Origin of the sequence: Pseudomonas fluorescens Q2-87, from assembly GCF_000281895.1 — a bacterium.
GTDB classification, from domain to species: domain Bacteria; phylum Pseudomonadota; class Gammaproteobacteria; order Pseudomonadales; family Pseudomonadaceae; genus Aquipseudomonas; species Aquipseudomonas fluorescens_S.
Map to the genome: position 1 here is coordinate 4729465 of NZ_CM001558.1, position 11973 is coordinate 4741437.

Consider the following 11973-nt stretch of genomic DNA (forward strand, 5'->3'; position numbering starts at 1 on the left):
GTTCTACAGCACCAGCACGCCGCGGTACAAACCATAAGCCGCCATGCCCGCCCCCGCCATCACGCAGGCAAAGATTCCCTTTTCCATATGGGTGAACAAGGGCTGCCGCTGCTCGCGCTTGGCCTGGGCGAACAGGATGATCCCGGGCGCATACAACAGCGCCGACAGCAGCAGGTATTTCACACCACCGGCGTACAGCAGCCACACCGCGTAGCACAGCGCGACGCCACCGACGAACAGGTCCTTCACGCGCCGGGCCGAGCCCTGCTCATAAGTTTCACCCCGGGCGCAAAGCAATACCGCGTAGGCCGCTGACCACAGGTACGGCGCCAGAATCATCGACGACGACAGGTAGATCAGGCTGGTGTACGTACCTTCGGAGAATAGGGTAATCAGCAAAAACAGTTGAATCATGCCGTTGGTCAACCACAGGGCATTGACCGGGGCATGGTTGGCATTCTCTTTGGTCAGGAACGCCGGCATGGTCTTGTCCCGGGCAGTGGCATAGAGGATTTCAGCGCACAGCAGCGCCCAGGACAACAGCGCCCCCAGCAACGATACCGCCAAACCCAGGCTGACCAGCAACGCGCCCCAGGGCCCGACGATGTGTTCCAAGACACCGGCCAGAGACGGGTTTTGCAGTCTTGCCAGTTCCGGTTGGGTCATGATGCCCAACGACAACACGTTCACCAGTACCAGCAACGCCAACACCCCGACGAATCCAATGACCGTCGCCCGCCCTACGTCCGCACGCCGTTGCGCCCGCGCTGAATAGACGCTGGCGCCCTCGATGCCGATGAACACGAACACGGTGATCAGCATCATGTGGCGCACCTGGTCCATTACGCTGCCCAGGTCCGGGTTCATCGCGCCCCAGATGTCCCGGGTGAATATCTCGGCCTTGAACGCTATGGCGGCGATGACGATGAACATCACCAGCGGCACCACTTTGGCGATGGTGGTCACCAGGTTGATGAACGCGGCTTCCTTGATACCCCGCAGCACCAGCCCATGCACCGCCCACAGCAGCGCCGACGCGCAAGCGATGGCCACCGGCGTGTTGCCCTGGCCGAACACCGGAAAGAAATAGCCCAGGGTACTGAACAGCAACACGAAGTAGCCGACATTGCCCATCCAGGCGCTGATCCAATAGCCCCAGGCGGTCGAGAAGCCCATGTAATCGCCAAACCCGGCCTTGGCGTAGGCGTAGACACCCGAGTCCAGCCCGGGCTTGCGGTTGGCCAGGGTCTGGAACACAAAAGCCAGGGACAGCATGCCGACGGCGGTAATGAGCCAGCCGATCAGTACCGCACCGGCATCGGCCCGAGCCGCCATGTTTTGCGGCAAGGAAAAAATCCCACCGCCAATCATCGATCCCACCACCAGCGCAACCAGCGCCCCGAGTCGCAATTTCTCAATCGGCTGCGGCATCTTTTCTCACTATCAAATATGTAAATAAAACGACATGACTATTTTAAATAGCGTCATTCAGGGCTAAGTCCCAAGGGCTTATGCCGGGCATTCTCCAAGACGCTTATAAAAAAGGCCATGACGGCAACTCTTTTCTTGTCCAGACACTCGCCCAGGCATTCGTTGCGCAGCAGGTTTTCATCAACTAGCGGAAATATTACTGCCGGAGGTCAAACCTCCCCATCGCACCACACCAGCCGCTCTGGAACGGTCCTCCAGGAAAATTCATGAAGACCGAGAGACGGTAATAACTCTTTCATTAACAATGGAATGTTGTCATGCACTGATCCAGATCAGCTATTGAAGTTTCAATTCGTTTTAGCCTACTGACTCTCTTCTCCTGCATTGGAGTCTCGCAAATGTCTGATACCCCCGGAAAACTTCGATTGGGTGCGCTGGTGGCACTGGTCGTCGGCTCCATGATCGGCGGGGGAATCTTTTCCCTGCCGCAAAACATGGCCGCCAGCGCCGACGTCGGAGCCGTGTTGATCGGCTGGGCGATCACCGCCGTCGGCATGCTGACCCTGGCCTTCGTGTTCCAGACCCTGGCCAACCGCAAGCCCGACCTGGACGGCGGCGTGTATGCCTACGCCAAGGCCGGCTTTGGCGACTACATGGGCTTCTCCTCGGCCTGGGGTTACTGGATCAGCGCCTGGCTGGGCAACGTCGGTTACTTCGTGTTGCTGTTCAGCACCCTGGGTTACTTCTTCCCGATCTTCGGTGAGGGCAATACCGTTGCAGCCGTGATCGGCGCGTCGGTGTTGTTGTGGGCGGTGCACTTCCTGGTCCTGCGGGGGATCAAGGAAGCGGCGTTCATCAACCTGGTCACCACCGTCGCCAAGGTCGTGCCGCTGGTGTTGTTCGTATTGATCGCGGTGTTCGCGTTCAAGCTCGACATCTTCACCGCCGACATCTGGGGCCTGAAGAATCCGGGCCTGGGCAGCGTGATGACCCAGGTACGCCACATGATGCTGGTCACCGTGTGGGTGTTCATCGGCATCGAGGGCGCGAGTATCTTTTCCGCCCGTGCCGAAAAACGCTCGGACGTGGGCAAGGCCACTGTGATCGGCTTCATCACCGTGCTGTTGTTCCTGGTGTTGGTGAACGTGTTGTCGTTGGGCATCATGACCCAACCGGAACTGGCAAAACTGCAGAACCCGTCCATGGCCGCCGTGCTGGAGCACGTGGTGGGGCATTGGGGCGCGGTGCTGATCAGCGTTGGCCTGGTCATCTCGCTGCTCGGCGCGCTGCTGTCATGGGTGTTGTTGTGCGCCGAGATCATGTTCGCCGCCGCCAAGGACCACACCATGCCGGCGTTCCTGCGTCGCGAGAACGCCAATCATGTCCCGGCCAACGCCCTGTGGCTGACCAACGCGATGGTCCAGCTGTTCCTGATCATCACGCTGTTTTCGGCCAGCACCTACCTGTCACTGATCTACCTCGCCACCTCGATGATCCTGGTGCCTTACCTCTGGTCGGCGGCCTACGCGCTGTTGCTCGCGGTGCGCGGCGAAACCTATGAAAACGCCCTGGCCGAACGCCGCAAGGACCTGGCCATCGGTGCCATCGCCCTGGTCTATGCGGTGTGGCTGCTGTACGCCGGCGGCATCAAGTATTTGCTGCTCTCTGCCCTGCTCTATGCCCCCGGCGCGATCCTGTTCGCCAAGGCCAAGCATGAGCTGGGCAAACCGATTTTCACCTCTGTCGAGAAGCTGATTTTTGCCGCGGTGATCGCAGGTGCCCTGGTGGCTGCCTACGGGCTCTACGACGGCTTCCTGACCTTGTAGCTGACTGATTGTTTTCACTGGAGGATTTGTAATGACCACGGAAAAAGTGAAATACGGCGTTCATTCCGAAGCCGGTAAATTACGTAAAGTCATGGTGTGCTCCCCAGGCCTCGCCCATCAGCGCTTGACTCCCAACAATTGCGACGAGCTGCTGTTCGATGATGTGATCTGGGTCAACCAGGCCAAGCGCGACCATTTCGATTTCGTCACCAAGATGCGCGAGCGAGGCATCGACGTGCTGGAAATGCACAACCTGCTGACCGACATCGTCGCCATCCCCGAAGCCCTGGACTGGATCCTGCAACGCAAGATCACTGCCAACTCGGTGGGCCTGGGCCTGGTGAATGAAGTCGGCTCGTGGCTGCGCAGCCTGGAGCCGCGCCATATCGCTGAATTCCTGATCGGCGGCGTCTCGGCAGACGATCTGCCGGACAGCTTCGGTGGCAAGACCATCCAGATGTTCCGCGACTTCCTCGGGCACTCCAGCTTCATCCTGCCGCCGCTGCCCAACACCCAGTTCACCCGCGATACCACTTGCTGGATCTACGGTGGCGTGACGCTGAACCCGATGTACTGGCCGGCGCGGCGCCAGGAAACCTTGCTGGCCAGCGCCATCTACAGATTCCATCCCGAGTTCACGAACGCCGATTTCCAGATCTGGTACGGCGACCCCGACCAAGAGCACGGCAACGCGACCCTTGAAGGCGGCGACGTGATGCCTATCGGCAACGGCGTGGTGCTGATCGGCATGGGCGAACGCTCGTCCCGCCAAGCCATCGGCCAGTTGGCACTGAACCTGTTCAAGCACAAAGCGGTGGAACGGGTCATCGTTGCCGGCTTGCCAAAATCCCGCGCCGCGATGCACCTGGACACCGTCTTCAGTTTCTGTGACCGCGACCTGGTAACGATTTTCCCGGAAGTGGTGAGCCAGATCGTCGCCTTCTCCCTGCGCCCTGACGAGAGCAAACCCGGCGGCATCGACGTGCGCCGCGAGGAAGGCAGTTTCCTCGACACCGTGGCCGCCGCCCTCAAGCTGCCGGCGCTGCGAATAGTGGAAACCGGCGGCAACAGCTTCGCCGCCGAGCGCGAACAATGGGACGACGGCAACAACGTGGTGGCCCTGGAACCGGGCGTGGTGATCGGCTACGACCGCAACACCTACACCAACACCCTGCTGCGCAAGGCCGGGGTGGAAGTCATCACCATCAGCGCCAGCGAACTGGGCCGGGGTCGCGGCGGCGGCCATTGCATGACCTGCCCGATCATCCGCGACCCTATCGACTACTGATTTTTGGCCTTGGCCGCTGCTTATCCGGCAGCGCCCAAGGGGATAACCGAAACCCAAGGAGATCCATCATGGCTTTCAACATGCGTAACCGTAGCCTGCTGAGTTTGATGCACCACACCAACCGCGAGCTGCACTTTCTGCTGGACCTGTCCCGTGACCTCAAGCGCGCCAAATACACCGGCACCGAACAGCCACACCTCAAGGGCAAGAACATCGCGCTGATTTTCGAAAAGACCTCGACCCGTACCCGCTGCGCCTTTGAGGTCGCGGCCCACGACCAGGGCGCCCACGTCACCTACATCGATCCGGTGTCGTCGCAGATCGGCCACAAGGAGAGCATGAAAGATACCGCCCGGGTGCTGGGCCGGATGTTCGACGCGATCGAGTACCGTGGCTTCGAACAGGAAATCGTCGAGGAACTGGCCAAGTTCGCCGGAGTACCGGTGTTCAACGGCCTGACCGCCGAATTCCACCCCACCCAGATGATCGCCGACACCCTGACCATGCGTGAACACAGCGACAAGCCGCTGCATGACATCAGCTATGCCTACCTGGGCGATGCCCGCTACAACATGGGCAATTCGCTGCTGATGATCGGCGCCAAGCTGGGCATGGACGTGCGCATCGGCGCGCCGAAAGCCTTGTGGCCGCATCAAGACTTCATCGATCAGTGCCAGGCCTTCGCCGTCGAAAGCGGCGCGCGCATCACCATCACCGAAGACCCCAAGGAAGCCGTCAAGGGCGTGGACTTCATCCACACCGACATTTGGGTGTCCATGGGCGAGCCGGTGGAGGCCTGGGATGAGCGTATCGAGCAACTGCTGCCCTACCAAGTCAACGCGCAGATGATGAAAGCCTCGGGCAACCCACGGGTGAAATTCATGCACTGCCTGCCGGCGTTTCATAACAGCGAAACCAAGGTCGGCAAAGACATCGCCGCCCGCTATCCGAACCTGGCCAACGGCGTGGAAGTCACCGAGGACGTCTTCGAATCCCCGGCCAACATCGCCTTCGAACAAGCGGAAAACCGCATGCACACCATCAAGGCGATCCTGGTGTCGGCGCTGGCGGATATCTGAAGGCGCCCTCCCCGCTGGAATGCAATCCAGTGTGGGAGCGGGCTTGCTCGCGAAAGCGGTGTGTCAGTCAAAGGAACTGTGCCTGTTATTCCGCCTTCGCGGGCAAGCCCGCTCCCACAAGGGACCGAGTCGTCCGTTATGTATCTGTCAGAGGACAACACCATGCGCATCGTCATTGCCCTGGGCGGTAACGCCCTTCTGCGTCGGGGCGAGCCCATGACCGCAGAGAACCAACGCAGCAACATCCGCACCGCCACCGAGCAGATCGCGAAAGTCCACGCCGGCAACCAACTGGTCATCGCCCACGGCAACGGCCCGCAGGTGGGCCTGCTGTCGTTGCAGGCCGCGGCCTACACCTCGGTCACGCCATATCCACTGGACGTCCTCGGCGCCGAAACCGAAGGCATGATCGGCTACATCATCGAACAGGAACTCGGCAATCTGCTGGATTTCGAGGTGCCGTTCGCCACGCTGCTGACCCAGGTCGAGGTGGATGGCAACGATCCGGCTTTTCAGAACCCCACCAAGCCCATCGGCCCGGTCTACAGCCAGGCAGAGGCGCAAAAACTGGCCGCTGAAAAAGGCTGGGCCATCGCCCCGGACGGCGACAAGTTCCGCCGGGTGGTCGCCAGCCCACGACCCAAGCGCATCTTTGAAATCCGCCCGATCAAATGGCTGCTGGAAAAAGGCAGCATCGTGATCTGCGCCGGCGGTGGCGGCATTCCGACGATGTACGACGCGAACGGCAAGCTGCAAGGCGTGGAAGCGGTGATCGACAAAGACCTGTGCTCGGCGCTGCTGGCCGAACAGCTGGAAAGCGATCTGCTGGTCATCGCCACTGACGTCAATGCGGCATACATCGACTTTGGCAAACCGACCCAGCAAGCCATCGTCCAGGCTCACCCCGACGATATGGAAAAACTCGGTTTCGCTGCGGGTTCCATGGGGCCGAAGGTGCAAGCGGCCTGCGAATTTGCGCGCAACACTGGCAAGGTTGCGGTGATCGGGTCGTTGGCAGACATCGATGCTATTGTCCAAGGCACTGCCGGCACGCGCATCAGCACGGCCACGCCGGGAATTGTTTATCGATAAAGGGAAAACTTATGCGGCAGGCGCGGTGTCTGCCGTTCTCCATGCCTTCAAAGGAGAAACGCTTATGGCCATGTTCGAACCCGGTCACCTGCACATGGAGCGCCATGCGCTGAACAAGGAGGATTTCAGCTACAACCTGTGCATCGACTACACGCTCGAGCAGGATCCCAAGGAGGGCGCGGGTATGTCGTTTCGGGTGCATGGCACCGTCGAGGACAAGACCTTGGACGAGACGTTCTTCCTGGCCAAGGACCAAGCCTTCGACTTTGCCCGCCATGCCACCCGCATCGCGCAGAAATATGGCTTGCCCAAGACCGCCAGCATCGGTTCGATGCACAAGTACTACGACGAAATGTTCGAAGACGTTCGCCACCAACTGGACGTCAAGCCGGGCGATCCGATGAAGCCTGAACACTTGAGTTAAGAACACCGCTAAACCTTGTGGGAGCGGGCTTGCTCGCGAAGACGGAACAACCTCCAACATTAAAGTGACTGACCCACCGCTTTCGCGAGCAAGCCCGCTCCCACAGGGATCATCAGTGGCCTGAATACCGATCTACAAACAGCCCCCGCCTCGCTGGCAACTCACCCGCGCTGACCTATGCTTTAAACAGTACCCCAGGGTATTCGTTCAGAGGTCACCGCCATGAACATCAAAACAAAAAGACGCCTCGCCATCTTCGTCACCTGCGCCGCTACGCTGGCGCTGTACGGCACGGCGGCCTACCGGGTCGAGCAGGCCAGGCAGCAGCCCCGTGAATACGCCAGCTGCAATATGGAACGTTGCATCCCCCACAACGCGACCCTGAACGCCCTTCGCTGAGGCGCGTTCAGTCGTCCTGCTGATCGGTCTTGAGCCGGTCCCGGAACGCTTTGGGCGAGATGCCGACGCGCCGGCGAAAAAGCCGGGTGAAGTTGGTCGGGTCGGAGAACCCGAGCATCTCGGAAATCTCGTAGATGGTCATGCCGGTATAGGTCAGCAACCGCTTGGCTTCCAGCAACTGGCGCTCGTGCATGATCTGCAATGCCGGTTGCCCCGCAAGTTCCCGGCAGGTGCCGTTGAGGTGCGACACGGAAATGCCCAGGCGATGGGCCAGATCCTCGACCTTGACGTGCTGGCGATAGGTTTCTTCCACCAGTTGAATGAACCCGTTGAGGTATTCCCGGGCGCGTTGCGGGCGCTGGGTCTGGGTACGTCGTTGCATCACCTGGCGGCTGACCCAGACCATGATCACGCTGACCAGGGCATGCATCAGCATTTCCCGGGCCGGTTGATGCCCCACATATTCATTCTGCAAGGCGCTGAACAGGCTGTTGAGGTACTCGGCGTTGTCCAGGGCCGGGTAGCTTTCAGCCTGGGCCAGGACGTTCACCGAATGCCCCAACTGCGCTTGCAAGTGCGTCACCAGTGGCGCCGCCAGGGTCACCACGTAACCTTCCACATCTTCGGAAAAACGAAAGCCATGCACTGACAGCGGCGGCAGGATCTGCACCGCCGGCTCGTCGAGTTGCGTGCGCAGGCCTTCGATTTCCAGTTCCGCCTGGCCCCTGAAGACGAACAGCAACTGGCACAGGTCAGCATGCCGATGGGGTTTGATCTCCCATTGATGCTCGCTGCTGCGCTTGGAAATGGTTTCGCAGTGAAGCAAGTCCGGCGTCGGCCAATCCTGGCTCTCGCCGTAGAGCTTGAACACCGGGATCGAAGGCAAGTCAGGTTTTTTCATAACGTGGATCCGGGCCAGGGGTTGCGGGCGATAATCGCACCAATTGGCAGAAAGAACAGGTATCGGCTCAGTTTTCCCCTTCAACTGACAGCTCCGCAAGCGAAAAATGCAGGCACTCGATCTATAACAATCAACACCGACCCTGGTCGCGTGCTTCGTGCGAGTCATAAGAACAATGAAAACCCTCAAGACCCAAGTCGCGATTATCGGCGCCGGCCCCTCTGGCCTGCTACTCGGCCAGTTGCTGCACAACGCCGGGATCGACACCGTCATCCTCGAACGCCAGGCCCCCGACTATGTACTGGGCCGTATCCGCGCCGGCGTGCTGGAACAAGGCATGGTCGACCTGCTGCGCCAGGCCGGCGTCGGCCAACGCATGGACGCCGAAGGCCTGCCCCACGACGGGTTTGAGCTGGTACTCAACGATCGGCGCGTGCACATCGACCTCAAGGGCCTGACCGGCGGCAAGAACGTCATGGTCTACGGCCAGACCGAAGTCACCCGTGACTTGATGGCCGCTCGCGAAGCCGCCGGCGCCCGCACGTTGTATCAGGTCGAAAACACCCAGCCCCACGCCATGCAAACCGACCAACCCTTCGTGACCTTCGAGCACCAGGGCGACACCTGGCGCCTGGACTGCGACTATATCGCCGGTTGCGACGGTTTCCATGGCGTGGCGCGACAGTCCATCCCGGCGGAAAAACTCAAGGTCTTCGAGCGAGTCTATCCGTTTGGCTGGCTCGGCGTCCTGGCCGATACCCCGCCGGTCCACGAGGAACTGGTCTACGCGCGGCACGAGCGCGGTTTTGCCCTGTGCAGCATGCGTTCCAAGACGCGTACCCGTTACTACCTGCAAGTACCCGCCGAGGAACTGGTCGCCGATTGGCCGGACGAGCGCTTCTGGACCGAACTCAAAGCCCGCCTGCCCGCCGACCTGGCCGAAACGCTGGTAACCGGCCCGTCCATCGAGAAGAGCATCGCGCCGCTGCGCAGTTTCGTGGTCGAGCCCATGCAGTACGGGCGTATGTTCCTGGTGGGCGACGCGGCCCACATCGTCCCGCCCACCGGCGCCAAGGGCCTCAACCTGGCGGCCAGTGATGTCAGCACGCTGTTCAACATTCTGCTCAAGGTCTATCGCGATGGCCGTGTGGATCTGCTGCAACAGTACTCAGCCATCTGCCTGCGGCGGGTCTGGAAAGCCGAGCGTTTTTCCTGGTGGATGACCTCGATGCTGCACCGCTTCGACAACGACGACGCTTTCAACCAGCGCATCAGCGAAGCGGAGCTGGAGTATTTCGTCGACTCCGAGGCCGGCCGAAAAACCATCGCAGAAAATTACGTCGGACTTCCTTATGAGGCTATCGAATAGCCGGCTATCGACTTAAACTGCGGGCTCCGACCCGGCGCGATGCCCGCAGGTTCTACCGTGACTCAGCTCAATATTCCCCAAGCCCCGAAGCCAGCCATACGCAGCGTACTGGCAGCCCTGATGCTGGCGATTTTCCTCGGAGCGCTCGACCAGACCATCGTCGCCGTCTCGATGCCGGCCATTTCCTCACAGTTCAAGGACGTCGGCCTGCTGGCCTGGGTGATTTCCGGCTACATGGTCGCCATGACCGTGGCAGTGCCGATCTACGGCAAGCTCGGGGACCTTTATGGCCGGCGACCGCTGATGCTGTTTGGCATGGGCCTGTTCACCCTGGCCTCGCTATTGTGTGGCTTGGCGCAAGACATGGAACAACTGGTGCTGGCGCGGATACTCCAAGGCATTGGTGCCGGCGGGATGATCTCGGTGAGCCAGGCGATCATCGGCGACATCGTGCCCCCTCGCGAGCGTGGCCGCTACCAGGGCTATTTCAGCAGCATGTACGCGGTGGCCAGCGTCGCCGGGCCGGTGCTCGGCGGCTACATGACGCAATACCTGTCGTGGCGCTGGGTGTTCTGGATCAACCTGCCGCTGGGCATGGCGGCCTGGTGGGTAGCCAGGCGCACCCTGGTCGGGCTGCCAGTACCGCAACGCACGCCGATCATCGACTACCTGGGCACAATGCTGCTGATCATCGGCCTGACGGCGCTGTTGCTGGGGATCACACAGGTGGGACATGGCCACGCCTGGTACAGCCGTGAAGTGCTGGGGCTGTTGATTGGCGCGATAGCGGTGCTGGGGCTGTTCGCCTGGCATGAGCGCAGGGCCCGGGAACCGCTGTTGCCGATGCACCTGTTCGTCAATCGCAGCGCGGTGTTGTGCTGGTGCACGGTATTTTTCACCAGCTTCCAGGCGATTTCCCTGACAGTGCTGGTGCCGCTGCGCTTTCAGAGCGTAACCGGCGCCGGTGCGGACAGCGCCGCGTTGCATTTGCTGCCCCTGGCCATGGGGCTGCCCATCGGCGCGTACTTCGCCGGGCGCCGTACGTCGATCACGGGCCGCTACAAACCGATGATCCTGGGCGGCGCCGTGCTCCTGCCGCTGTCCATCCTTGGCATGGCCCTCACCCCACCCGCTGCGTTCTGGCTCAGCAGCGTATTCATGCTGCTCAGCGGCATTGCCTCGGGCATGCAATTTCCGACCTCCTTGGTGGGCTCGCAGAATTCTGTGCAACAAGCGGACATCGGCGTTGCCACCAGCACCACCAACCTGTTCCGCTCCCTGGGCGGCGCGGTGGGCGTGGCCTTAATGTCGGCGTTGTTGCTGGCCTTGCTGCAGGATTCGAACTTCGCCCGGCTTGCCGGCTCGTCGTTGATTGGCGAAGGGCATTCGGGGAATGTCTTGCTGGACAGCCTGAACGCTGCGCCGGGCGCGGCGCAGGATGCCTTGCGCGGGGAATTGCTTGGGACGTTTCGGCATTTGCTGTTGATCAGTGCGGCAGTGTCGTTGTTGGGGTTGATGGCGGCTGTTGTGATGCCTGATCGGGTGTTGCGGGGGCGGGAGGAGAAGGGTCAGTAGGTCCGTGTGGATACACACCACCCAAAAAGCCCGACCACGGCCCCATTCCGACTTTAGCCACATTGACCGCAAGATGCTAAGCTGCCGCCCGGCTGGCTTGGCTTGCGAGAGGTACGTTATGGAATTGGTGGTTCATAGCTATTGCCTGAAAGGCGCACGCCAGGAGCCTTTGCTTCCCCCCGTCACCCTGACACCGATCTCGTCGATCCTGACGGTCGCCGAGCTCATTCGCCTCACCGTTGCCGAACAGATCGCCGCGCTGTCGGTCCAGCACTGGCTGGAACAGGCGGCCATGCGCGAGGTGCTCGATCGCCAGTACCTGAGCGAGCGGGACATCCTTCAGCAAGCCGGTGAAGGCGCAGTCGTCATGCCGCAAGCCAAGGCATCCCCCAAACTGGATCTCGACGTCGAAATCGAGCGAGCCTTGAAGGGCTTTGAAACCCGCGCATTCCGCGTTCTGCACAACGGCGTCATACTACAGAACCTCAATGACCTCGTTGATGTAAGCCCCCCTTCCACGCTTGCGTTTATCCGTCTGATGCCGCTGCTTGGCGGTTGATTCCTGTTGCTCTCTTCTTCGGAGCCCCTC

At 60.9% G+C, this 11973-nt stretch carries 11 protein-coding genes; 9 read left to right on the plus strand and 2 right to left on the minus strand.

Going from position 1 to position 11973, the window contains the following annotated elements:
- Positions 1-3: 3 nt before the first annotated feature.
- The gene (gene arcD / locus PFLQ2_RS07070) at positions 4-1431 is read right to left on the minus strand and encodes an arginine-ornithine antiporter (protein WP_003184636.1); all 1428 of its coding nucleotides are present in this window, start codon (positions 1429-1431) and stop codon (positions 4-6) included.
- 398 nt (positions 1432-1829) lie between these two features.
- Here arcD (PFLQ2_RS07070) and arcD (PFLQ2_RS07065) point away from each other — a divergent pair, with 398 nt between their 5' ends.
- From arcD (PFLQ2_RS07065) to PFLQ2_RS30500, 6 genes are all read left to right on the plus strand, one after another.
- A complete protein-coding gene (gene arcD / locus PFLQ2_RS07065; RefSeq protein WP_003184638.1) occupies positions 1830-3257 on the plus strand; it encodes an arginine-ornithine antiporter in 1428 nt (475 codons plus the stop codon).
- A 31-nt stretch (positions 3258-3288) separates the two neighbouring features.
- Complete coding sequence (arcA, locus tag PFLQ2_RS07060) at positions 3289-4545, plus strand: arginine deiminase (protein ID WP_003184640.1); 1257 nt, start codon at positions 3289-3291, stop codon at positions 4543-4545.
- Between the two features lie 68 nt (positions 4546-4613).
- Entirely contained in the window at positions 4614-5624 is a 1011-nt protein-coding gene (locus PFLQ2_RS07055) for an ornithine carbamoyltransferase (RefSeq protein ID WP_003184642.1), read from the plus strand.
- A 162-nt stretch (positions 5625-5786) separates the two neighbouring features.
- On the plus strand, positions 5787-6716 hold the full coding sequence (arcC, locus tag PFLQ2_RS07050; protein WP_003184643.1) for a carbamate kinase: 930 nt from the start codon (positions 5787-5789) through the stop codon (positions 6714-6716).
- 64 nt (positions 6717-6780) lie between these two features.
- Positions 6781-7140, plus strand: a complete 360-nt coding sequence (locus tag PFLQ2_RS07045) for a DUF5064 family protein (protein ID WP_003184645.1) — start codon at positions 6781-6783, stop codon at positions 7138-7140.
- A 222-nt stretch (positions 7141-7362) separates the two neighbouring features.
- Positions 7363-7539, plus strand: coding sequence for a hypothetical protein (locus PFLQ2_RS30500; RefSeq protein ID WP_003184646.1), 177 nt, complete (start codon positions 7363-7365; stop codon positions 7537-7539).
- Positions 7540-7546: 7 nt separating this feature from the next.
- Here PFLQ2_RS30500 and PFLQ2_RS07040 read toward each other — a convergent pair whose 3' ends face one another.
- The gene (locus PFLQ2_RS07040; RefSeq protein WP_003184648.1) at positions 7547-8440 is read right to left on the minus strand and encodes a helix-turn-helix domain-containing protein; all 894 of its coding nucleotides are present in this window, start codon (positions 8438-8440) and stop codon (positions 7547-7549) included.
- Positions 8441-8615: 175 nt separating this feature from the next.
- Between PFLQ2_RS07040 and pobA the strand changes: the two genes are divergently transcribed.
- From pobA to PFLQ2_RS07025, 3 genes are all read left to right on the plus strand, one after another.
- Positions 8616-9809, plus strand: coding sequence for a 4-hydroxybenzoate 3-monooxygenase (pobA, locus tag PFLQ2_RS07035; protein WP_003184650.1), 1194 nt, complete (start codon positions 8616-8618; stop codon positions 9807-9809).
- A 57-nt stretch (positions 9810-9866) separates the two neighbouring features.
- Positions 9867-11384: an MDR family MFS transporter gene (locus PFLQ2_RS07030; protein WP_003184653.1), complete on the plus strand. Its 1518-nt coding sequence runs from the start codon at positions 9867-9869 to the stop codon at positions 11382-11384.
- A gap of 118 nt (positions 11385-11502) precedes the next feature.
- The gene (locus PFLQ2_RS07025) at positions 11503-11943 is read left to right on the plus strand and encodes a hypothetical protein (RefSeq protein ID WP_003184655.1); all 441 of its coding nucleotides are present in this window, start codon (positions 11503-11505) and stop codon (positions 11941-11943) included.
- Positions 11944-11973 lie beyond the last annotated feature (30 nt).